This is a genomic window from Janthinobacterium sp. UMAB-60, from assembly GCF_900095235.1.
Taxonomy (GTDB): domain Bacteria; phylum Pseudomonadota; class Gammaproteobacteria; order Burkholderiales; family Burkholderiaceae_D; genus Janthinobacterium.
In genome coordinates this window covers 306,179-328,564 of the sequence record NZ_LT607486.1, presented here as the reverse complement: position 1 = coordinate 328,564, position 22,386 = coordinate 306,179, and the positions used below count along the sequence as shown (strand labels likewise).

Genomic DNA, 22,386 nt, shown 5'->3' with positions numbered 1-22,386 from the left:
CAGTATCTCGATGCGGCCAACAAGCAACAGCTGCCGTCGTGGACGCGCCTGGACCTGGGCGCCCGCTATACGGCCAGCATCGCCGAACGCGCCGTGACCTTGCGCGCGCGCCTGGACAATGTGACGGACAAGAACTATTGGGCCTCGGCAGGCGGCGCTTCCGGCGCCGGCTACCTGGTGCTGGGCGCGCCGCGCACCGTCGTCGTCTCCGCCTCGGTCGACTTCTAAACGGTCATTCCATGCCCGGCAGGGGCGCCGCGCCGCGTGCGCCCCTGTGCAATCGCCTGCGCTTGGGCGACAATGCCCGCATGAAACTCCCTGCCCTCCTGTTATTGCTCTGCACGTCCCTGCCCGTCGCCGCCCAAAAACAGGCGGCCTGCCCCTACGCCGCCTGGAAAAGCGGCTTCAAGGGCGATGCGCGGGCGCAAGCCACGTGTCTGCTGCGCCCCGTGAAACTGTATGCGCGCCTGGGCGACAGCGCCCCGCTGCCGGACTTTCTCGACGCCCGCATCGGCCAGCGCACGGACCTCGCCCCGGCCCGCCTGCGCGCCTGGCTGGCGCAGCAATCGATCAGCGAAGCGGACGTGGGCGGCCCAATCGACGCGCCATTGTCGCGCGCCGTGGGCCGGCTGGCGGCGCCCATGGCCCGCTATTTCGTCATCCACGACACCAGCTACCCGAATTTCCTGGCGGAATCCATTCCCGACCACATCAACGACGCCAGCTGGGATTTCAACGATTTCAGCTTGCGCAATCCGGCGCTCGGTGGCGGGCCGAAAGGCCATGTCTACGTGAACCGACTCGGCGATTCCTTGGCCGTGCGCGACTTTGGCACGCCCGGCTACGCCAGCAAGCTGGAAAAGGACAAGCCGTCGCTGACGGGCCTGTTCCTGCACGTGGAACTGGTGCAGCCGCGCCATTCCGTGCCCGGCGGCGGCAAGGGCAACGATGGGCTGGCGCCCGATCCCGGCTTTACGCCCGCGCAGTACGACAGGCTGGCCCTGCTGTATATCGCCGCCAGCGTGCGCAAGGGCACGTGGCTGATCCCCGCCTTCCACGCCGTGCTCGATACGGGCTTTGCGAACGGTCATGACGACCCACAGAACTTTTCGCTGGCCGAATGGTCAGCCTCGCTTTCCCGCCTGTATGCGGCCTTGCGGCAGGCCGACACTGGTCAATAAGGCATTTTCCTGACGGCGGATTAGGCGCATACTATGATGAGCATAGCCATTGCTGTCAGGGAGTTCAGGTGAATATTGCCACGGATCATCATGCGGGTCGCCAGGCCAGCGCGCGCCATCCACTGGCGCGCGCGCAGCGCCTCTTTGCCATGCGCGACGCCGTCCTCAACGCGTGGGAACTGCGCGTGCGCGCCAGCGTGCGCGGCGCCGACCAGTTGCTCACGCCCATACTCATCAATACCTTGCCCGCCTTTTTCGACAACCTGGCCGAAGCCCTCACGCCGGGCCACCCGCGCGAGAACGCGGCCAGCAACAGCAACGTGCCCGCCGTGCATGGCAATGAACGGGCGCGCATGACCAATTACGGGCCGGAACAGGTGATCCAGGAATACCAGATCTTCCGCGACTGCTTCGCCGCCGTCGCGCATGCGTCCGGCATCACCCTGCGCCGCAAGGATTGGCAGGTGATCAATGCATCGATCGACGTGGGCATCCGCGAATCGATACGCGAATTTACCAGCATGCACGAAGGCTTCCGGCGCCGCATCGCGGCCGGCCTGTCGCACGACATGCGCAACCCGCTGGCCGTGATCAGCACCAGCGCCCAGTTGCTGCTGCGGCCAGCGGACCCGGAACGGGTGGTCTTGCTGGCGCACAAGATTGCCGAGCACAGCAAACGGCTCGACAGCATGATCGAAGAATTGCTCGATAGCCTCAGCTATCACCGGGGCCAGCAGCTGCCGCTGGCGCTGAGCCAGTTCGACGTGCTGCCCCTGGTGCACGCCGTGGCCGGCCAGGTCAACCTGCAGCGGCCCGGCAAATGCCAGGTCAGCGGGCAATCCGTCACCGGCTGGTGGTGCGAGAACTCGCTGCGGCGCGCGCTGGAAAACCTGCTCAGCAATGCCCTCAAGTACGGCGACGACGCGCCCGTCAATGTGCACGTGGAAGCCGTGCACGAACGCCTGATCCTCACCGTCCACAACGGCGGCCACGCCATCGCGCCGGCCCAGGCGGAACGCATCTTCGACTACCTGCGCCGCGAGAACGACAATGCAGCACCGGGCTGGGGCATCGGCCTGCCCTTCGTGCAAAACGTGGCCGAAAGCCACGGCGGCAGCATCGCCGTCGACAGCGCGCCGGAAACGGGCACCAGCTTCATCTTCGACGTGCCCGTCGATTGCCGCCCCTTCGTCCCGCCCGCCGGCGCCCCCAACAGTGATACCTGACGCACCAAAGCGGTGCGAAGGTGCCACAAAAGTGGTCATCTTTACACCTGTTCGCGCCCGCCCTGTTGGCACGTTTCCTGCTGAGCTATACACAAACACGGCTCAAGGGAAATCACAACATGGCAAATTTTTTCAATGAAATGACTGCGGATGAGGTGGGGACGGACAGCAAGGTACGTGAACACTATCGTGAATTCGACAACTGGCTGGCACAGCAATCGCCCGAGACCATCGCCCGCAAGCGGGCCGAAGCCGACCTGACCTTCCGCCGCGTGGGCATCACGTTCGCCGTGTATGGCGACGATGCCGGCACGGAACGCCTGATTCCGTTCGACACCATCCCCCGCATCATCCCCGCCGCCGAATGGGCGCAGATGCAGACGGGCCTGGTGCAACGCGTGCGAGCCTTGAACATGTTCATTCATGATATTTATCATGAGCAAAACATCATCAAGGCGGGCATCATTCCCGCCGAGCAAATCTACAAGAATGCCCAGTACCGCCCGGAAATGCAGGGCATCGCCGTCGCCTCCGACATTTATGCGCACATCGCCGGCGTCGACATCGTGCGCGCCGGCCAGGGCGAATTTTATGTACTGGAAGACAATCTGCGGGTCCCGTCCGGCGTGTCCTACATGCTGGAAGACCGCAAGATGATGATGCGGCTGTTCCCGGAATTGTTCGCCCGCAACCGCATCGCCCCCGTCGACCATTACCCGGACATGCTGCTCGACAACCTGCGCTCCGTCGCACCGATGGGCGTCGATGACCCCACGGTCGTCGTCATGACGCCGGGCATGTACAACTCCGCCTATTTCGAGCACGCGTTCCTGGCCCAGCAAATGGGCGTGGAACTGGTCGAGGGCAAGGATCTGTTTGTCAACGACAACTCTGTTTACATGCGCACCACGCGCGGGCCGAAGAGAGTCGACGTGATTTATCGCAGGGTCGACGACGATTTCCTCGACCCGCTGGCCTTCCGCTCCGATTCCTCGCTGGGCGTGCCGGGCCTGCTGTCCGTGTACCGCGCCGGCAGGGTGACCCTGGCGAACGCCATCGGCACGGGCGTGGCCGACGACAAGTCGATCTACCCTTTCGTGCCCGACATGATCAAATTCTACCTGTCGCAGGAGCCGATATTGAACAACGTGCCAACCTACCAGTGCCGCAAGAGCGCCGACCTGTCCTACGTGCTGGCGAACCTGGCGAAACTCGTCGTCAAGGAAGTGCATGGCGCGGGCGGCTACGGCATGCTGGTGGGGCTGGCGTCGAGCGCCGCGCAGATCGAGGATTTCCGCCAGCGCCTGCTGGCCAATCCGGGCGGCTACATCGCCCAGCCGACACTCGCCCTGTCCGCCTGTCCCACGTATGTGGATGCCGGCATCGCGCCGCGCCACATCGATTTGCGTCCGTTCGTGCTGTCTGGCAAGACGATTTCCATGGTACCGGGTGGCCTGACCCGCGTGGCGCTGGGCGAAGGCTCGCTGGTGGTCAACTCCTCGCAAGGGGGCGGCACCAAGGATACCTGGGTACTGGAAGAGACATCCGCTTTTGCAGGAGAAAAAACATGCTGAGCCGCACTGCCGATCATTTATTCTGGATGGCCCGCTACACGGAGCGGGCGGAAAACACGGCGCGCATGCTCGACGTCAACATGCAAACGTCCATGCTGCCGCAGTCCGAGCACGATGCGGAACAGGGCTGGCGCGCCACCCTGGGTATTTCCGAGCTGCAAAGCGCGTACGACCACAAATATGGCCGCTTCCACACGCGCGACGTGCTCGACTTCATGGTGCGCGACCCGAACAACCCGTCCTCGATCCTCGCCTGCCTGACGGGCGCGCGTGAAAACGCCCGCGCCGTGCGGGGGACGTTGACGACGGAAGTGTGGGAAATCCAGAACGCCACCTGGCTCGACATGCAGAAACGTTTGAAAAGTAATCTGCTGGAAACGGACCCCAGCGCCTTCTTCGAATGGGTCAAGTACCGCTCGCACCTGTCGCGCGGCGTGACTTTGGGCACCATGCTCAAGGACGAAGCGATCCACTTCATCCGCCTCGGCACTTTTCTTGAACGAGCCGACAACACGGCGCGCATCCTCGACGTGAAGTTCCACGGCGCGCGCGACACGTCGAAAGACATCACCCAGCGCGACTTTTACTACTGGGCGGCCCTGCTGCGCTCGGTGTCCGGCTTCGAAATCTACCGCAAGGTGTACCGCGACGTGATTACCCCGGAACGGGTGGCGCAATTGCTGATGCTGCGCGGCGACATGCCGCGTTCCCTGCTGGCCTGCATGGATGACGTGGTGGAAAATTTGAAACATATCCGCAACGATGTGTCGGCCGATACGGAGCGTTTTGCCGGGAAATTGCATGCGGAGCTGAAATTCGGCCATATCGACGACATCATGAAGGCCGGTTTGCACCATACCCTGACGGAGTTTCTGGAAAACATCTATGAGCTGGGCAACCGCGTCAGCCGCGACTTCCTCGTTCCCCTGGCGGCCTGATGCAGCTCACCATCCGCCACGAAACCCATTACGCCTATAGCGCGCCGCTGGCCTACACGATACAGCAGCTGCACCTGACGCCGCGTATCGAGCCGCAGCAGCGGGCACTCTCCTGGCAAATCACCACGCCGGGGCGCTGCCATGCCTACACGGATGCCTACGGCAATCTGTCGCACATGCTGACGATCAATGGCAGCCATCAGTCGCTGAGCCTGGTGGCGCACGGCGTGGTGGACACCATCTATCCGCACAAGGGACGGCTGAACCTGATCGATACCCTGTCGCCACTGTTGTTTACCATGCCGACGGCCCTGACGCAGGCGAACCCCGCCATTGTGGACCTGGCGGCCGCCAGCCTGCCGGATCGCCGCGTCACGGCCGGCACGGGCCATCTGCTGCGCCTGGCCGAGCACATCGTCGGCAAGGTGGCGTATGAAAGCGGCGCCACCATGGTCACCACCACGGCCGGCGACGCCCTGGCGCTGGGGCGCGGCGTGTGCCAGGACCACGCGCACCTGTTTTTGGCCTGCTGCCACGCCTGGGGCATCCCGGCCCGCTATGTGTCCGGCTACATCGATCCAGGCACGACGGGCCATGCGGCCAGCCATGCCTGGGTCGATGCTTGGACGGAAGACCCGGATTTCGCGGGCTGGGTCAGCATCGACGTCACACATGCACGGCTGATGACGGATGCATATTGCCGCCTGGCCATCGGGCGCGACTACGATTCGGCCGCCCCCGTGCGCGGCGTGCGCCAGGGTGGCGGCACGGAAACGTTAAGAGTCGATGTGCAGATCGTGCCCGTGTAGTGGCAAGAATGAGGCTGGCCGGGCCTTGCCAGCAGGTGGCCCGGCCCGGCTGGTGTAGAATGCTCCCCCTTTTGACTTGATTTACGACGATGACTTATTGCATAGGCATGCGCCTCAACGAAGGCCTGGTCTTCCTGTCCGACTCCCGCACCAATGCCGGCGTGGACCAGGTGGGCACCTTCCGCAAGATGAGCGTGTTCGAGAACCCGGGCGACCGCATGCTGGTCCTGATGACGGCCGGCAACTTGTCGATCTCGCAAGCGATCCGCCAGATCGTCTCGGAACACGTGGATGCGGATGGACGCAGCATCTGGAACGTGGCCAGCATGTACGACGCGGCGCGCATCGTGGGTGACGCCGTGCGCACCGTGCACCTGCGCGAAGCGAAGGCCCTGGCCGACTGCGGCATCGATTTCAATGTCAGCATTATCCTGGGCGGCCAGATAGGCGCCGAGCGCTGCCGATTGTTCCAGGTGTATTCGGCCGGCAATTTCATCGAATCGCACGATGAAAACACGTACTTCCAGATCGGCGAAGCGAAGTATGGCAAGCCCATCATCGACAGGGTCATCAACCCGCATACGCGCCTCGATGAAGCGGCCAAGTGCGCGCTGATCTCCATGGATTCCACCTTGCGCTCGAACATTTCCGTCGGCTTGCCGCTCGATCTGCTCGTCTACGAGACGGGCAGCCTGGCCGTCACGCGCTTCGTCACCATCGATGAAAAGAACCAGTATTTCCGCATGATCCGCGACACCTGGGGCGAACAATTGAAACATGTGTTTGAAGGCATCGTCGATCCCGTGTGGAATGCGGCGCCGGAAACCACGACGAACGTGTTGTCGTCGGCCAACATGCACAGCAAGCCCGTGCGCGTGGCCATCCCCGAGCACGTGAGCCGGGGCGGCCTGACCGTGGCGCCCCTGCAATCCTTGGCGCAGCAGTTCAGCGACGACAAGCAGCATTGACCGGTGACGCCACCGCTGCGCAAGGCGCTGGACAAATCGCCTTGCGCGTGCTTTTATGGCAATATGAGTTGACATTCAATCCAGATTGACCTGAAAGGCAGGTGGCGCATGGACTTGATCACTTCCGCCGTCGTGGCGGCCATCGAACATGGCGCGCCCGGCCACGCACCTGAAGCCGTCGCCAGCCACTATGAACGGCTCAAGCTGGCCATCGCCAAGTTCGACAGCGCCGCCGCCATCCTGGCCGCCATCGCCGCGCTGGAGGCCGAGCCTGGCAATACTCAGCTGCAACTGGCCCTGTCGGCCGCCCTGTCCACGGTAAACGTGCCGGACGACATGGAAACCCTGTTTGCCGCGCAAGGCTTGCTCGATGCGCTGCAGCGCCCGCCTTCACCGCTGCCTGAAGTGGCAACGGCGCCCGCCCCGGCCGACAAGAGCGCCGTCGTGTCGAACTATGCGGTGGTCAAAGTGTATTTCGCCACGGACCGCCAGCGCGACGTGGGCAAGCCGCCGGCGCAGCGCTTCAGCGGCGAACGCAACATCATGGGAGGCAATGGGCCGCTCAGCTATGGCAGCTGCGACATCAGCATCCCCCGCGACCACCGCATGGGCCAGCTGGAATCGCCATCGCTGTGGCGCCTGGAATTTCGCGACGACCCGGCCAAGCACGTGGTGCTGCTGTCGGCCGAGGTGCAGGACCGCGACAACTTCTTTGCAGCACTCAAAACGCAGATCCGCGCCTCGGCCGGCAAGAGCGCGTTTGTCTTTGTGCACGGCTACAACGTGAGCTTCGAGGATGCGGCGCGGCGCACGGGACAGATGGCCTACGACCTCGGTTTCGATGGCGCGCCCGTGTTCTACAGCTGGCCGTCGCATGGCGACCTGGCCGGCTACACCATCGATGAAAACAATATCGAATGGAGCACGCCCCACATCACGGCCTTTCTGGCCGACTTTCTCGCCAGCACGGAAGCGGCGCAAGTGTATCTGGTGGGCCACAGCATGGGCAGCCGCGGGCTGGCGCGGGCCGTGGCCGACTTGCTGGCCGCGCAGCCGCAGCTGGCGCAAAAGATCACGGAGCTCATCCTCTCCGCGCCCGATATCGACGCCGCCATCTTCAAGCACGAGATCGCGCCGAAACTGGCCCACGCGCGCAACCCCGTCACTTTGTATGCCTCGTCGCAAGACCTGGCGCTGGCCGCCTCGAAAGCCGTGCACGGCTACCCGCGCGCGGGCGACAGCGGCGCCGGCATGCTGATCGTGGCGGGCGTGGAAACCATCGACGCCACCGGGGTCGACACCAGCTTCATGAAGCACTCGTACTTTGCGGAAAAGCGCTCGGCCCTGTCCGACATGTTTTATCTGATACGTAACCAGGCGCGCGCCGACCAGCGCTTTCTCGACCCCATCGATACGGCCGCCGGCCGCTATTGGACGTTCAAACCATGACAGCGTTTCATCCGGTGCGGCACGCATGCTAAGATACGGCCCATAGGGTGGCAACGGGCACGGCGATGACGCCGCCAGCCGATCCCCCGCAAGCAGGCTTATCATGTTGACATCATCTTCTACACCGCACGCCGAATCGCTGATCCGCAACACCAACGCCCGCGTCACCAAGACGCGCGTGAAGGTGCTCGACTTTTTAATGGCGCAAAGCCGTTCGCTGACGCACCATGAAATCCAGCAAGCGTTGTCGCAGGACAGCGATATCGATTCCGTCACCCTGTACCGGGTGCTGGAATGGCTGACGGAAAATGAACTCGTGCACCGCATCGCCGGCACCGACCAGGTGTGGCGCTTCAGCGCGGGCGCCGGCCACCAGGCGCACGAACACGCGCATTTCCAGTGCACCAAGTGCGCCAACGTCACCTGCTTCAATGAAGTCAAGCTGCCGCCGCCCGTGCTCTTGCCGGAAGGTTTCAGCGGCGGCGAAGTCGATTATTTGATCAAGGGCCTGTGCCCGCGCTGCAAGTAATTTTCAAAAAGACATCACCTGAAGGTATCACTTGAGAAGCAAGGCCAGGTGATGCTCGTCGTAAAACAAGTCGCCCACGCGCATCGAGCGCGGTTCCGTGCCATACGCGATAAAACCCAAGGATTCATACAGGCCCAAGGCGGCATTGTTTTCCGCATTCACGCTCAAATGCACTTGCATGATGGCGGGGTCCGTCTCGGCCTGTTCGATGCAGGCGTTGACGAGACGCCGCGCCACGCCTTTCCCCCGCTGAGGCGCATCGACGAAGACGCCCCACAGCAAGGCCTTGTGCCACAGCTGGCGCAACGGCTCGCGCCGCAAGCCGGCAAAGCCGACCAGGCGCGCGCCATCGAAGGCGCCAAAGCCCCGTTGCAGGGCGCCGGCGATGCGCTGCGCGTGTTCTTCCGGCGTGCGCGCCAGTTCATCCTCGCGCGACGAGGAAAACGCGCTGGGCGAGTCAAGGATGGCGCGCAGGCGCAGCGCGCAAAAGGCGGCGGTGTCGGCTGGCGTCAACAGGCGGATGACGATATCGGGTGCGGGCATGGGAGGACTCGGGAGTTTTTTCCCATTATACCCACGCCCCTTCTCCATGCACGCACGCGGATGGCGAGAATGGGCAAGCCCGCATCCACGCTCACGCCAACACAGCAGTCGCGCAGCGGTCCAGGCCCCGGATCAGCATCTCCTGCGGCAAGTCGCGGCCGATGAAGATCATCTTGCTGGCGCGCGGCTCATCGTCGCGCCACGGCGCGCCCAGTTCCGAGCCCATCAGCATGTGCACGCCCTGGAAGACGGCGCGGCATGGCAAGTCGGCCACGTACAAAATGCCCTTGTAGCGCATCAGCTGGCTGCCGAACAGCTGCACCACGGCATCAAGAAAGTTTTCCACCTGCAGCAAATCGAGGGGCCGGGACTGGTGGTAGACGAACGATTGCACGCCGTCGCCATGGCGGTGGCCCAGTTCCCCCAGGAAATCCGGCTCCAGTTCGACGATGGCGTTCACATTGAAACCGCGAATGTTCAGGATGTCGCGCAGCGGCACATTGCCGAAGCGCACTTTCTGTATGCCGGCGCGGCCATTGATGGCGACCAGCCGCTGGCGCAGCGCGGCCAGCGCGTCCTTGCCGACCAGGTCCGTCTTCGACAGCAGGATGCGGTCGGCAAAGCCCACCTGCTCCTGCGCTTCCCGGTGCGCCGTCAATTGCTGCTGCGCATGGCGCGCATCGACCACGGTTAATATCGCGTCGAGCAGGTAGCACTCGCTGACGGACGGTTCCGCAAAAAAGGTTTGCGCCACGGGCCCCGGCGCGGCCAGGCCCGTCGTTTCGATGATCACGTGGTCAAACGCGATCGTCCCCGCCGCGCGTTTCGCGTGCAGCTCGCCCAGGATGCGGATCAAGTCGACGCGCACGCTGCAGCAGATGCAGCCATTGTTCATTTCCACGATCTGCTCGTCGCTGTCCTGCACCAGCAAGCCATGATCGATGCTTTCGGCGGCGAATTCATTTTCGATCACGGCGATGCGCACGCCGTGGTCGCCCTGCAATATGCGCTTGAGCAAGGTGGTTTTCCCGCTGCCGAGAAAACCCGTGATGATGGTGACGGGGATCAGTTCTGTCATGGCGTATTCCTGTTCAAGGTTAGTCTTCGAGTTCTTCCATGCGCTGCCATTCGGGAAACGGGTCGGGCAGCTGGCGCCAGGCGGCCATGCCCTGGCGCGTTTCCGTGTAGTTGAGTTGACATTTTTTCAAGTCCGCCTCGATGGCGGCCTGGTTCATGTCCTGGCCGATGAAGACGAGTTCCTGGTAGCGGTCGCCATACGTTTCGCTCCAGCCCGCCTTGACTTCCGCCAGCGAGGCGGCATCCGTGGGCCAGCGGTCCTTCGGCACGGACGCCCACCACAGACCCACGGGTTCGATATTCATCAGCTTGCCAGCGCCGGACAGGCTGGCTACCCATTCGGGGCGGCTGGCCAGCCAAAAGTATCCCTTGCTGCGCACCACGCCGGGAATCGGCTGCGAAATATAGTCATGCAGGCGCTGCGCGTGGAACGGTTCCCTGGCCCGGTAGACGAAGCTGCTGATGCCATACGTTTCCGTCTCCGGTGTATGGATGCCGGCCAGCTCCTGGGCCCAGCCCGGCATGGCGGCCGCCTGCTCCAGGTCGAACATATTCGTCCCTAAAATGGCATCGAGCGGTACGACGGACTGGTTGGTTTCGATGATGCGCGCGCCGGGATTCAAGGCTTTTAAAATGGCCAGCACGCGCAGGCGCTCATCGGCCCCCACCATGTCGACCTTGTTGAGGACGATGACATTGGCAAATTCGATCTGTTCCGTCAGCAAATTGGCCAGTTGGCGCTCGTCGCCCTCGCCCGCCGTTTCGCCCCGCTGCTCCAGGCTGTCTTCGCTATGAAAGTCCGCCAGCAGGTTGGCGCAGTCGACGACGGTGACCATGCAGTCGATGCGCGCCACGTTATTCAGGCTGTCGCCGTGCTCGTCCTCGAAGTCGAAGGTGGCGGCCACGGGCATCGGCTCGCCCACGCCCGTCGATTCGATCAATAAGTAATCGAAGCGGTCCTCCGCCGCCAGGCGCCGCACTTCCAGCAGCAAATCGTCGCGCAAGGTGCAGCAGATGCAGCCGTTCGACATTTCCACGAGTTTTTCTTCCGTGCGCGACAGGGCCGCGCCAGCTGCCTCGGCGCTGTCCTTGACGAGCGAGGCGTCGATATTGACTTCGCTCATGTCGTTGACGATGACGGCCACGCGCTTGCCTTCGCGGTTGCGCAGTATGTGGTTGAGCAAGGTGGTCTTGCCGGCGCCGAGAAAGCCGGACAGGACGGTGACGGGGAGTTTGCGTTGGGGCATGGGGATTCCTTGGACTGGCTGAGTTGCTGAGTTAGCGATGGTGGCATTACTGCAAGCGAATTGCGTTTTCGAATTATAATGCAACTGACTTGCATTTGTGTGGCGATCTTTGCCTGCCACCGTGAAAAAGAGGAATCCATGCGCTACCAGCAGGATCAGGATCCCGGCCCTCGACGTGCTAGAGTGCGAGCTCGTCGGTGATGCCATTGAAGTAAGCGCATGGCGGCTGAACTGTTGTCGACAGCCCCTGGATGATGCGATGAAGACTGGTTCTGCCCCTCGTGCAGACAGACAGCCGTGCTTCTCAGCCGCGCGGCCGCGCGAGCATCACATCGGCTGGCTGCGATTTTATTAGCCCTTAGCAAGCCGCTCTTAAATATTTTATTCTCGCCTGGCCCAATGAAAAAAATACTGATAATAAGCCTGCTCGCTCTCGCCTCCATATATGCTTTTAAGCAAATGATTTACAACCCGCATATATGGAAACAAACCATCAACAGCCCTGAGCATAAATTGAAAATTGGAAGTTTTATTTTCAACAAAAGAACAGGGGTTAATGGTGGAAGCCAAAGCATTCAAACGGATTATTACATTTTCAAAGTAATAGAGATCAATGGCGATCATGTCCGGCTTTCTGTTATCAGGCAATTGTCGGAAAATAACACAATTTCACAATCCGACTTCTCGACCACAAAAGAGAATTTTGAGTATTTAAAAAAACATATCAATGAAATTACAATTACAGGAATATTGACAAAAAACTTATTCGCGGGAGATTATGAGCTATATACCGTGAATGATTATTTACTAAAGAAGTATCCTGCATTGAAAAAATCAAGGTATTACTTCGAAGACATCCCTGAAGACATGAAAAATTTGCCGTTACCGACAGATAATAACAAACTACAGGATTATTTTAGTGGAATCTATTCCAAAAAAGAAATTATTGAAAATGGCAAGCTTGTTCTCTGGGTTTTAAATAATAGCAACAATCCTGAATTAGCCAGAAACTCATCAGAAAATATAGATTTGATACAAAATTAGATTGTTGGCGCGCCTAATCAATTGTGCTTGCATGGCGCGTGAAGATACTCCATCTTGCCACAGTTCAATTTTCACAATCACCAAGGAATCGATGTTCTTACGTAACTCCACAAGGCTGCTTGCCTTACTTGTTTTGATGATGGGCAGTGCCATTGCGGCAGACATAAAAAAGCCGATCCAGCACTATCTTTACTTTAATCACCGTGAACTGAACGGGGAAAACATCACCTCGGATAAAGCGTTAAGCGATCCCCGCTTCAGCGGCGCGCAAATCGTGTACACATGGCGCAGCCTGGAGCCGGAACAGGACCGTTACGATTTTGCGGCGATCCGCCACGACATCGCCTATCTCGATTCAATCGGGAAAAAACTGTGGATACAACTGCAGGAAAAATCCTTCACGCCGCGCCATAATGTGCCGGCCTATTTACTCAGTGATCCTCGCTACCAGGGCGGCATCATCAAGCAAAGCATGCTTTCCGCACCAGAACGCGACCCGCATAAAGCGGTGACGGATGATGAATACGGCTGGTCGCCGAAAATGTGGGAAGTACCGGTACGCGAGCGTTATCAACGCTTGATCCAGGCGCTGGGCAAGGAATTTGACGGGAAAATCGAGGGCATCAATTTCAGCGAAAGCTCGATCGACATTGGCGTGGAGGACAGCAAGGGAAATACAACGTTCCCCGATGATTTCAAGCCGCAACACTATGTCGATGCCATCAAGGAAAACATGCAGGTACTGGCCGCTGCTTTTCCCCACACCACTACCATGGTGTATTTAAACTTTCTGCCCGGTGAATGGCTGCCGTGGAACGACAAGGGCTATATGCGCAGCGTGTTTGCGCAAGCGCAAACGCTGCAGATGGGCGTGGGCGGTCCCGACCTGATGCCGTATCGGAAAAGCCATATGGGCCAGAGTTACGGTTTTATCAAAGACTACCCTGCGAATTTGGTCAAGGGCATGGCCGTACAGGACGGCAACCTGCGCCAGATCAATCCCCGTACCAAGAAAAAAAATTCAGTGGAAGATTTGCTCGATTTTGCCCGCAATTACCTGGGCCTGGACTATATTTTCTGGGTAGAAGACGAGCCTTACTTCAGCAATGAAGTGCTGAAAAAACTGCCGGCGCATTGACAGGCAGTCGCGCCATCGCGCGGCAGCGTGCATCCATGCGCCCTGCACGGCTGTCATCGCCGCGTCATATGGCGGCGTTACAGTCGCGTCCTTTGAATCTTTCCGAGGGCGGTAATGAAAACAAATTGGGTCATGCTGGCGGCGCTGGCAAGTGCGGGTCTCGTCGGTTGCAACGGCAGTTCAAACACGGCGCAAGTCATTCCCGAAGGCACGACGGTCACGGTGGCCTTGCTGGAAACCACCGATATCCACTCGAACGTGCTGAGCTATAACTATTACGCGCTGGCGGAAGACACCAGCCTGGGCCTGGAGCGCACCTCCACCCTGATCCAGGCGGCGCGCACGGAAAACCCGAACAATGTGTTGCTCGACGATGGCGACGTCATCCAGGGCACCCTGCTCGCCGATTTACAAGCCGTGGCCGCGCCCGTGCCCTGCTCCGGCACGCTGGCCGTGCACAAGGCCATGAACGCGCTGAAATACGATGCGGGCGGCATGGGCAACCATGAATTCAACTATGGCTTGCCTTACCTGAGCCAGATCACCAACACGGATTTCGGCATTCCCGGCGTGGCCAAGCCGACGGGTACGTGCGGCGCGCCCGCCTTCCCTTCCGTGCTGAGCAATGTCGTCGGCGTGTCCAGCGGCAAGCCCATCTTCCAGCCCTACACCGTGCTGCCCCGCGATTTCGCCGCCACGGCGCCCGATGGCAGCAAGCTGACGGTAAAAATCAATGTGGGCGTGCTGAGCTTTGTGCCGCCGCAAATCCTCGAATGGGATCAAAAAGTGCTCGCTGGCAAGGTCAGCGTGACGGGCGTGCAGGAAGCGGCCAAGCAATATGTGCCGGAATTGCGCAACAAGGGCGCCGACCTCGTCGTGGCCCTGTCGCATGGCGGCCTGGACGCGAGCACCTACAGCCCGAAGATGGAAAACGGCAGCTATCACCTGACCAGCACGGGCATCGATGCCCTGATGATCGGCCATTCGCACTTGATCTTCCCGAAAGGCAAGGAAGAAGGCGCGGCCGCGCTGGACGCCTCGTTTGCCGCCTTCCCCGCCAGTGCGAAGATCGACGCCGTCAACGGCTTCGTGAACGGCGTGCCGACCGTCATGGCGCAAAGCTGGGGCCGCCGCTTGGGCATCATCAAGCTGACGATGGTCTATCAGGGCGGTAAATGGGTGGTGCAGCCGGCCAAGACCACGGTGGAATCGCGTGGCTTCAAGTACACGGATGGCAAGACCCTCGTGAAAGCCGACCCGGCCATCGCACCGCTGGTGGCCACCGAGCACGCGGCCACCATCGCCTACGCCAGGCAGCCGCTGGGCATCAGCACGGATTTCGAAATGTCGGCGTACTTTGCGCTGGTGGGCGACGTCAGCGCCATCCAGCTGGTCAACCAAGCGCAGCTCGACTACGTGAAGAATTTCATCGCCACCAGCACGGATGCCACCTTGTCCAGCTACAAGAACATCCCCGTCATCTCGTGCAGCGCGCCATTCAAGGCGGGCCGCAACGGGCCGTCCGATTTCACGGACGTGGCGTCCGGCGCCTCGCCAACCGCACCGATCGGCTTGCAAGTGCGCAATCCGGGCGACTTGTATTTATATAGCAACAACAACCTGCAAGCCGTGAAAATCAAGGGCGCGGACTTGAAGGCGTGGCTGGAAACGTCGGCCAAGCAATTCAACCAGATCAACCCGGCCAGTACTGCCGAGCAAGACCTGGTGCCGTCGTATGGCACGATTTATAACTACGACGTGTTCTATGCGGAAAACAATGCGCTCACGTACCAGATCGACGTGACGAAAAAGCCGGGCAGCCGCATCGTCAACCTCACGTACAAGGGCGCGGCGGTCGCCGATGGCGATGATTTCATCGTCGCCACCAACGACTACCGCGCCGGTGGCGGCGGCGCCGTGCCGGGCATCGATGGCAGCAAGACCATCATCAAGTCGCCCGATGCGAACCAGGCCGTGGTCAGCAACTACCTGGCGTCGCTGAGCACCAAGGGCGGCAAGGTGACCCTGGCGGCGAATGGCAGCGCGCGCAGCTGGAGCTTCGTCAAGACGGCCACGGCCGGTCCCGTGATCCTGCGCTCGGCACCCGGTCACCTGGCGCTGGCGCAAGGCAGCGGCATCGCCAACGTGGCGGCTGAAGGCGGGCTCGACGCCAGCGGTTTCGCCAAGTACCGCATCGACCTGAGCAAATAAGGTCCATGGGCCGGCACAAACGATGTGCCGGCCTGTTTTGATGAAAGGTGATCCAGATGAAACACGCACTCTCCCTCCCCGCCGTCGTGCTGGCCGCCGTCCTGGCCGCCTGCCAGGCATCGCCGCCGCCTACGCCGGCCGAAATCGAAGCGGTCGCCATGCACGCGCGCCAGGCGGGCGACCAGCAGGCCGAGCGCAAGGTACGCAGCTGGGCCGGCAAGGACATGCCCGTCGCCGAGCGCGAACTGGCGCTGATTTACCAGGCCCGGCCGGAACGCCGCGCCGAGGCGCTGAGTCTGTTCGAACAGGCGGCCCGCGCCGGCGATACGGAAGCGGCCTTCGAACTGGGCCAGATGCGGCGCGCGGCCACGCCGGCCCAAGCCTGGCTGTGGTACCGGCAAGCGGCGCTGCAAGGGCATGCCAAGGCGGCATTGATGCTGGGCCTGCTGGCAGCCAACGGCGAAGGCGTGCCGCAAGACCCCGTCATAGCGGCGCGCTGGCTGGACAAGTCGAGCGAACTGGGCAATCCACATGCCATGTTCCTGCTGTACAACGCCTACCGTGAAGGCCGCGGCGTGCCGCGCGACCCGGTCAAGGGCCATGCACTGCTGGAAGAAGCGGCCCACCATGAGTACCCGCCCGCCCTCCAGGAACTGGCCATGACGGTGCAGGCCGACGACGCCCTGCGCGCGGGCCACCTGATGAAGGAAGCGACGGAGCACCGGCATAATAACTGGAACAAGTTTTAAGCCAAGTCGCCAGCGCGCCAGAAAATCACGTTGCGCTTTGCGCTCGGTCAATCGTGTTGGACTAGACATTGCCGAGAGGCTATGATGGACCCGCTGCATCCCCGGACGCGGCGGGGCTGTCGCCAGCCTCGAAATCGCACACTGAATTTGCTTTTTAGAAATTTGTTACTCTGGACCAGCCTCAGTGAGCGTGTCGCAATGCTCAGCCCAGCCAGTGTTTGGGTAGGCCCTGGCTCGTCCGTCGACCTCCCTATAAAGAAAGAGTCCAATGAAAAAGCTGACCACCGCCTTTGGCGCGCCTGTCGTCGACAACCAGAACATCCAGACGGCCGGCCCCCGCGGCCCTGCCCTGCTGCAAGATGTATGGTTCCTGGAAAAGCTGGCCCACTTCGACCGCGAAGTCATCCCCGAGCGCCGCATGCATGCCAAGGGTTCCGGCGCGCACGGCACGTTTACCGTCACGCACGACATCACGCGCTACACGCGGGCGAAAATCTTTGGCGCAGTGGGCAAGCAAACACCGATGTTCGCGCGCTTTTCCACGGTGGCCGGCGAACGGGGCGCGGCGGACGCGGAACGCGATATCCGCGGCTTCGCCCTGAAGTTCTACACGGAAGAAGGCAACTGGGACCTGGTCGGCAACAATACGCCCGTGTTCTTCATGCGCGACCCGCTGAAATTCCCCGATCTGAACCACGCCATCAAGCGCGACCCGCGCACGGGCTTGCGCAGCGCCAACAGCAACTGGGACTTCTGGACCTCGCTGCCGGAAGCGCTGCACCAGGTGACGGTGGTGATGAGCGACCGGGGCTTGCCGCGCAGCTTCCGCCACATGCACGGCTTCGGCAGCCATACCTTCAGCTTCCTGAATGCGCAAAACGAGCGTTTCTGGGTCAAGTTCACCTTTAAAACCCAGCAAGGGATTGAAAACCTGACGGACGCCGAAGCCGAGGCGCTGGTGGGCAAGGACCGCGAAAGCTCGCACCGCGACCTGTACGACAGCATCGAAAACAAGGATTTCCCCCGCTGGACGCTGTACGTGCAGATCATGCCGGAAAAAGAGGCAGGCACGTATCACCTGAACCCGTTCGACCTGTCGAAAGTGTGGCCGCACGGCGACTATCCGCTGATCGAGGTGGGCGTGCTGGAACTGAACCGCAATGCCGACAACCACTTTGCCGAAGTGGAACAGGCGGCCTTCAACCCGGCCAACGTGGTGCCCGGCATCAGTTTTTCGCCGGACAAGATGCTGCAAGGCCGCTTGTTTTCGTATGGCGACGCGCAGCGCTACCGCCTCGGCGTCAACCACAGCCATATCCCCGTCAACGCGCCGAAGTGCCCGTTCCACAGCTATCACCGCGACGGCCAGATGCGCGTCGACGGCAACCAGGGCGGGACCCTGGGCTATGAACCGAACAGCGAGCAGGAATGGGCCGAGCAGCCCGATTTCCGCGAACCTCCACTGAGCATCGAGGGCGCGGCCGACCACTGGAACCACAGGGTCGACGAGGATTACTATTCGCAGCCGCGCGCCCTGTTCCTCCTGATGACTGAGGCACAGCAGCAAGCCTTGTTCGACAATACGGCGCGCGCCATCTCGGGTGCCTCGGAGCAAGTCAAGCAACGCCACATCGGCAACTGCACCCTGTGCGACCCCGCGTATGGCGCGGGCGTGGCCGAAGCGATAGCCCGCCTGAGCAAATAGCGTAAGTGCAAGCCTGGCAAGGAAGGCCCGCATGCGGGCTTTTCTTGCCTTTCATATACACCACCACGCCCTACCAGCGCTGGATATCGATCTGGCCCGTGATGCTCGTTTCCACCGGATAGCCATCGACCTGCGACGGCACGCGCCGCTTGACGGACGCATCGCGCAAATACACGACGAGGGCTTCGCCGCCGATGGCGGTCTGCCCCAGGCTGACGCCTTCGACGCCATCGATCGCCATCAGGGCCCGCTCGTTGCGCCGCTTTGCCGCTTCCAGCCGGCCGGGCGGCGGCGCGGCATGCGCGAAGCCCGCCACCGCGTGGCCACTGGCCTCGTCCGGCACATACGGCATGGCCGCATCCTCGAAGACGGCATAAGGCGCTGTTACAAATTTACTGTTTGACATGACACATCCTCCTGATGCTGCCCATGGCACGCGTGGAACAAGGAGGCACGGCAGCGCCTCTTGCCCGCCAGGCCATGCATGGCAGCCACACCTGACCCTATCATCATCGTGCAAAAAGTGGCGCAGTGCAAGCAAGCATCACGCCGCCGCGCCGTTTTCTGTGACCGTGCTCAAGTGTACAAATTGATGTCGAGCGCCACCACCACCCTGCGCATCTGGTTGGCAAACGTGATATTGCCGCCGCCGGCAAACAGCAGGCCGACGGGATTGCGCTGCTGGTTCCAGGTCCAGATGGACGAGCCGGAATCGCCGCCCGCGCTGAATGCTCCACTGACGCCCGTGATGGCGATCTGGTCCTGGAACAGCGCGATCCTGCCGCCGCCGTAATTGACGTTGATGGTGGCGCCCAGGCCCGTGATGCGGCCCTGCGTCAATTGCGTCGTGCGCCCGGATTTGCCGACCAGCATGCCCAGCGCGGGCGCCACCAGCGCATTGCTGATGCGGAAGTACGCTGGCACGCCGCCGCTCAGGTAGACCAGTTCGGGACGCACGCGGTCTGGCCAGGCCCAGCCGGTGGCGCAATCGACGAAGTTGACGCCGCCGCCGAAATTGATGGGCACGAAGCGCTCGAGCACGGCCACCTGGTCTTGCGGACAGCGCCCGCCATCGATGGGGCCAGGCTGCACGATGCAGTCGTTGAACACGCCGCCGTTGGAATTGGCCAGCACATGATTATTGCTAAGAATCATCAAACGGCTGTTGCGCGGCGCGCTGCGCCCCACGGCCAGGCAGCCGATGGTGCCGGCCGTGATGCGGAAATGCCCGACCGACACGCCGCCCGGCGCCGGACGCAAGCGGAAACGGTGCGGTTGCGCGTCGATCACGCCCGTGACGACGATATTCACGGGCACCCGGTCGCTGGCCACGGCGCGCACGCCCATGGCCCCCACGATGGCGGCCTTGGCGCGATCGACGGACGTCGGTTCGGCCACGTACAGGGTCAGGGCCGGCAAGCCCGGTTCGCCGGACGAGCTGTCGCTGGCGCCCTCGCCCAGGCCGATGGACACGCCCTGGATATTGCCGCCGTCGCTGAAGGCATCGGCGGCGCGCACGCCGGCCGCCTGAGCCAGGCCCTGGCGCATGCCGTCTTCGATGCTGCGCTTGATTTCCAGCAATTCCATGCTGACGCCGCTCAAGGCGTCGGGCACGTCCGCGACGGACGCGCTCTCGATCATATTGTCGTCTGCGCCGGGGGCGGCGAATTGGCCGATGGCCTCTTCATCGTCCGCGCTTTGCCCCCTGCCGCTGCTGCCGGGCGGGGTGCTGAAACCGTTCTCATTGCCGATCATCATGTTCTCCTCGTGGGTCGCTCTGAATATCCAGTGTGGACGGGCCGCGCCGGCCGGTATTGATCTGGATTGAACTGTGCAGGCGTGTGGCTGCGCTGCGCCAAAGGGGCCAAAGGAGGGCAAAAATAGTTCCCTCGCCAAGGTTGAGCGAGATCAGGCGTGCGGGCAGAGGCGCCGCCGTATACTGGATCGACAGGCTGGAACCGGGCCTGCGCCACGGCAGCAACGCTAGCAACGGCAGCAACGGTATGAATGGGAAAACAATGACGAGCCCTGGTATGACACGCCACGACGACGCGCCTGCGGGCGAGCAAGCAGGCCAGCATGCCGGTTTTGTCCACGGCATGGCGGCTTGGGCGGAAAAACACCGCATCAGTCCCTGGCGCGGCAGTTTTGCCGAGTTTATCGAGCAAATCCTGCCCGGCCGCGCGGCCCTGCTGACGCGCAGCGCGCACCAGTACCTGTGGGACATGATGCGCTGGAACGGCCAGACCGATGACAGCGGGCGCTTCCGCTGCCGCCTGTTCGACGACGAGCTGTTCGGCATCGACGAGGCGATCGACCGGGTCGCCGCCTACTTCAAGGCGGCGGCCGCCGGCTCCGAGGTGGGCCGGCGCATGCTTCTGCTGCTGGGCCCGCCATCGGGCGGCAAGTCGACCCTGGTGATCCTGCTCAAGCGGGGGCTGGAAGAATACAGCCATAGCAGCGAAGGCGCCTTGTACGGCATCGCCGGCTGTCCCGTGCACGAATCGCCGCTGCACCTGGTGCCGCACAGCATGCGCGCCGACTTTCGCGCCAGCTATGACGCCGAGCTGCATGGCGAACTGTGTCCCCATTGCCGCGCCCGCCTGGAAGAACAGTACGCGGGCGATTTCCTGCGCATGCCCGTCGAACGCATCCACCTGTCCGAGGCGGGCCGCTGCGGCATCGGCACGTATGCGCCGCACGACCCCACCACGGCCGACCTGGCCGACCTGGTCGGTTCCGTCGACCTGTCGAAAGTGGCGCAGTACGGCGACGAAGGCGATCCGCGCGCCTGGTCCTGGTCCGGCGCCGTGTATGCGGCCAGCCGCGGCATGCTGGAAATGATCGAAATCCTCAAGGTCAAGCGCGAATTCCTGTATTTACTACTCACCCTGACGCAGGAAAAAAATGTCAAGGTGTCGCGCTTTCCCCTGATTTACCTCGACGAAACCATCCTCGCGCACACGAATCTGGCCGAGTTTCGCAAATTCCTGCAAGAAAGTGAAAACGAGGCACTGCTCGACCGCATGGTCATCGTGCAAGTGCCGTACACACTCAATTACCGCGAAGAAGCGCGCATTTACCGCAAGCTGATCCTGGCGGCCACGCCCGCCTTCCGCGACGTGCACCTCGATCCGCACGTGCTGCATGCTGCGGCCGTGTTCGCCATCCTCAGCCGCCTGCCCGAAGGCGAGGCCAAGGAAGCCGAGCTGATCAAGAAGCTGCGCGTGTATGCGGACGAAGACGTCGACGACTTGCAGCATGCCGACATCCGCCGCTTGCGCGAGCGCGACAAGGCACCCGACGAAGGCTTGTCGGGCGTGTCGCCCCGTTTCGTCATCAATGCCCTGTCGCACGCCATCATTTCCGCCCAGCGCAACAGTCTCTCCACCATGGACGTGCTGCTGGCCCTGAAGGATGGCATCGAAAGCGATGCGCGCATCGAACCGCGGCGCAAGCGCCAGTGGGTCGATTACCTGGTGCTCACGCGCAAGGACTTCTATAACCGCTGGGTCAAGGCCGACGTGCACAAGGCCTTGTTCGTGTCGTTCGAGCAAGAAGCGCAGGACTTGCTGAACAAATATCTCGATGAAGTCGAAGCCATGCTCGACAACCGCCAGATCCGCGACCCCATCACCAGCGAAGAGCGCCGTCCCGACGAGCGCTTCCTGCGCGCCGTGGAAGAAAAAATCCATATCAGCGACGCGGGCAAGCAGTCGTTCCGCCAGGAAGTGGTGCGCAAGGCCATGAGCGCCTTCAAGCGGGGCGAGCCCTTTGGCCTGGGTAGCCACGCGCAATTGCACGATGCCATCCAGCAATATCTGTTCGAGCAGCGGCGCGACGTGCTGCGCCTGGTCGGTTCGGCCAAGCGCCCCGACGATGACGTGCGGGCCAGGATCTCCGCCGTCGAGCAGCGCCTGGTGGACGAATACGGCTATGACGCCCATAGCGCGCGCGAAGCGCTCAACTACGTGACCACCTTGCTGGCGCAGGAATAA

The 22,386-nt window shown here is 61.9% G+C and carries 19 protein-coding genes and 1 pseudogene; 15 read left to right on the top strand and 5 right to left on the bottom strand.

Annotated elements, in window-relative coordinates; all coding sequences use genetic code 11:
- The 9 genes and pseudogenes from K0F86_RS11435 to K0F86_RS11395 all read left to right on the top strand — a co-directional run.
- A pseudogene (locus K0F86_RS11435) lies at positions 1-228 on the top strand (TonB-dependent receptor); the annotation flags it as partial.
- An 80-nt stretch (positions 229-308) separates the two neighbouring features.
- Positions 309-1,181, top strand: a complete 873-nt coding sequence (locus K0F86_RS11430; protein ID WP_219134491.1) for a hypothetical protein — start codon at positions 309-311, stop codon at positions 1,179-1,181.
- 68 nt (positions 1,182-1,249) lie between these two features.
- Entirely contained in the window at positions 1,250-2,407 is a 1,158-nt protein-coding gene (locus K0F86_RS11425; protein ID WP_219134490.1) for a sensor histidine kinase KdpD, read from the top strand.
- A 119-nt stretch (positions 2,408-2,526) separates the two neighbouring features.
- The gene (locus tag K0F86_RS11420; RefSeq protein WP_219134489.1) at positions 2,527-3,981 is read left to right on the top strand and encodes a circularly permuted type 2 ATP-grasp protein; all 1,455 of its coding nucleotides are present in this window, start codon (positions 2,527-2,529) and stop codon (positions 3,979-3,981) included.
- On the top strand, positions 3,975-4,919 hold the full coding sequence (locus K0F86_RS11415; RefSeq protein ID WP_219134488.1) for an alpha-E domain-containing protein: 945 nt from the start codon (positions 3,975-3,977) through the stop codon (positions 4,917-4,919). The genes K0F86_RS11420 and K0F86_RS11415 overlap by 7 nt, the downstream gene beginning before the upstream one ends.
- A complete protein-coding gene (locus K0F86_RS11410; protein WP_219134487.1) occupies positions 4,919-5,728 on the top strand; it encodes a transglutaminase family protein in 810 nt (269 codons plus the stop codon). The genes K0F86_RS11415 and K0F86_RS11410 overlap by 1 nt, the downstream gene beginning before the upstream one ends.
- A gap of 89 nt (positions 5,729-5,817) precedes the next feature.
- Complete coding sequence (locus K0F86_RS11405; protein WP_219134486.1) at positions 5,818-6,696, top strand: peptidase; 879 nt, start codon at positions 5,818-5,820, stop codon at positions 6,694-6,696.
- Positions 6,697-6,804: 108 nt separating this feature from the next.
- Positions 6,805-8,145, top strand: coding sequence for an alpha/beta hydrolase (locus K0F86_RS11400; RefSeq protein WP_219134485.1), 1,341 nt, complete (start codon positions 6,805-6,807; stop codon positions 8,143-8,145).
- Between the two features lie 103 nt (positions 8,146-8,248).
- Positions 8,249-8,674 (top strand): Fur family transcriptional regulator, encoded by a 426-nt coding sequence (locus tag K0F86_RS11395; protein ID WP_219134484.1) that lies wholly within the window; start codon positions 8,249-8,251, stop codon positions 8,672-8,674.
- Between the two features lie 27 nt (positions 8,675-8,701).
- Here K0F86_RS11395 and K0F86_RS11390 read toward each other — a convergent pair whose 3' ends face one another.
- The 3 genes from K0F86_RS11390 to zigA form a co-directional block, all read right to left on the bottom strand.
- Entirely contained in the window at positions 8,702-9,217 is a 516-nt protein-coding gene (locus tag K0F86_RS11390; RefSeq protein WP_219134483.1) for a GNAT family N-acetyltransferase, read from the bottom strand.
- 91 nt (positions 9,218-9,308) lie between these two features.
- Positions 9,309-10,295, bottom strand: coding sequence for a GTP-binding protein (locus tag K0F86_RS11385; protein ID WP_219134482.1), 987 nt, complete (start codon positions 10,293-10,295; stop codon positions 9,309-9,311).
- Positions 10,296-10,314: 19 nt separating this feature from the next.
- Complete coding sequence (zigA, locus tag K0F86_RS11380) at positions 10,315-11,541, bottom strand: zinc metallochaperone GTPase ZigA (protein WP_219134481.1); 1,227 nt, start codon at positions 11,539-11,541, stop codon at positions 10,315-10,317.
- A 297-nt stretch (positions 11,542-11,838) separates the two neighbouring features.
- Here zigA and K0F86_RS11375 point away from each other — a divergent pair, with 297 nt between their 5' ends.
- The 5 genes from K0F86_RS11375 (at position 11,839) to K0F86_RS11355 (ending at position 18,388) form a co-directional block, all read left to right on the top strand.
- Positions 11,839-12,585, top strand: a complete 747-nt coding sequence (locus K0F86_RS11375; protein ID WP_219134480.1) for a hypothetical protein — start codon at positions 11,839-11,841, stop codon at positions 12,583-12,585.
- Positions 12,586-12,616: 31 nt separating this feature from the next.
- Positions 12,617-13,723, top strand: a complete 1,107-nt coding sequence (locus K0F86_RS11370) for a hypothetical protein (RefSeq protein ID WP_219134479.1) — start codon at positions 12,617-12,619, stop codon at positions 13,721-13,723.
- A gap of 114 nt (positions 13,724-13,837) precedes the next feature.
- Complete coding sequence (locus K0F86_RS11365) at positions 13,838-15,934, top strand: bifunctional 2',3'-cyclic-nucleotide 2'-phosphodiesterase/3'-nucleotidase (protein ID WP_219134478.1); 2,097 nt, start codon at positions 13,838-13,840, stop codon at positions 15,932-15,934.
- Positions 15,935-15,990: 56 nt separating this feature from the next.
- A complete protein-coding gene (locus K0F86_RS11360) occupies positions 15,991-16,683 on the top strand; it encodes a tetratricopeptide repeat protein (RefSeq protein WP_219134477.1) in 693 nt (230 codons plus the stop codon).
- A gap of 268 nt (positions 16,684-16,951) precedes the next feature.
- Positions 16,952-18,388 (top strand): catalase, encoded by a 1,437-nt coding sequence (locus K0F86_RS11355; protein ID WP_219134476.1) that lies wholly within the window; start codon positions 16,952-16,954, stop codon positions 18,386-18,388.
- A 70-nt stretch (positions 18,389-18,458) separates the two neighbouring features.
- Here K0F86_RS11355 and K0F86_RS11350 read toward each other — a convergent pair whose 3' ends face one another.
- The gene (locus K0F86_RS11350) at positions 18,459-18,794 is read right to left on the bottom strand and encodes a hypothetical protein (protein WP_219134475.1); all 336 of its coding nucleotides are present in this window, start codon (positions 18,792-18,794) and stop codon (positions 18,459-18,461) included.
- 170 nt (positions 18,795-18,964) lie between these two features.
- Positions 18,965-20,146, bottom strand: a complete 1,182-nt coding sequence (locus tag K0F86_RS11345; protein WP_257572103.1) for a S1 family peptidase — start codon at positions 20,144-20,146, stop codon at positions 18,965-18,967.
- A 275-nt stretch (positions 20,147-20,421) separates the two neighbouring features.
- On the opposite strand from K0F86_RS11345, the gene K0F86_RS11340 reads away from it, so the two are divergent.
- Positions 20,422-22,386, top strand: coding sequence for a serine protein kinase (locus K0F86_RS11340; protein WP_219134474.1), 1,965 nt, complete (start codon positions 20,422-20,424; stop codon positions 22,384-22,386).

Bases quoted from the DNA above. Each gene is read 5' to 3' on its own strand.
- K0F86_RS11430 (WP_219134491.1), top strand. From the start codon at position 309: ATGAAACTCCCTGCCCTCCTGTTATTGCTCTGCACGTCCCTGCCCGTC.
- K0F86_RS11420 (WP_219134489.1), top strand. From the start codon at position 2,527: ATGGCAAATTTTTTCAATGAAATGACTGCGGATGAGGTGGGGACGGAC.
- K0F86_RS11415 (WP_219134488.1), top strand. From the start codon at position 3,975: ATGCTGAGCCGCACTGCCGATCATTTATTCTGGATGGCCCGCTACACG.
- K0F86_RS11410 (WP_219134487.1), top strand. From the start codon at position 4,919: ATGCAGCTCACCATCCGCCACGAAACCCATTACGCCTATAGCGCGCCG.
- K0F86_RS11405 (WP_219134486.1), top strand. From the start codon at position 5,818: ATGACTTATTGCATAGGCATGCGCCTCAACGAAGGCCTGGTCTTCCTG.
- K0F86_RS11400 (WP_219134485.1), top strand. From the start codon at position 6,805: ATGGACTTGATCACTTCCGCCGTCGTGGCGGCCATCGAACATGGCGCG.
- K0F86_RS11395 (WP_219134484.1), top strand. From the start codon at position 8,249: ATGTTGACATCATCTTCTACACCGCACGCCGAATCGCTGATCCGCAAC.
- K0F86_RS11390 (WP_219134483.1), bottom strand. From the start codon at position 9,217: ATGCCCGCACCCGATATCGTCATCCGCCTGTTGACGCCAGCCGACACC.
- K0F86_RS11385 (WP_219134482.1), bottom strand. From the start codon at position 10,295: ATGACAGAACTGATCCCCGTCACCATCATCACGGGTTTTCTCGGCAGC.
- zigA (WP_219134481.1), bottom strand. From the start codon at position 11,541: ATGCCCCAACGCAAACTCCCCGTCACCGTCCTGTCCGGCTTTCTCGGC.
- K0F86_RS11370 (WP_219134479.1), top strand. From the start codon at position 12,617: ATGGCGCGTGAAGATACTCCATCTTGCCACAGTTCAATTTTCACAATC.
- K0F86_RS11365 (WP_219134478.1), top strand. From the start codon at position 13,838: ATGAAAACAAATTGGGTCATGCTGGCGGCGCTGGCAAGTGCGGGTCTC.
- K0F86_RS11360 (WP_219134477.1), top strand. From the start codon at position 15,991: ATGAAACACGCACTCTCCCTCCCCGCCGTCGTGCTGGCCGCCGTCCTG.
- K0F86_RS11355 (WP_219134476.1), top strand. From the start codon at position 16,952: ATGAAAAAGCTGACCACCGCCTTTGGCGCGCCTGTCGTCGACAACCAG.
- K0F86_RS11350 (WP_219134475.1), bottom strand. From the start codon at position 18,794: ATGTCAAACAGTAAATTTGTAACAGCGCCTTATGCCGTCTTCGAGGAT.
- K0F86_RS11345 (WP_257572103.1), bottom strand. From the start codon at position 20,146: ATGATGATCGGCAATGAGAACGGTTTCAGCACCCCGCCCGGCAGCAGC.
- K0F86_RS11340 (WP_219134474.1), top strand. From the start codon at position 20,422: ATGACACGCCACGACGACGCGCCTGCGGGCGAGCAAGCAGGCCAGCAT.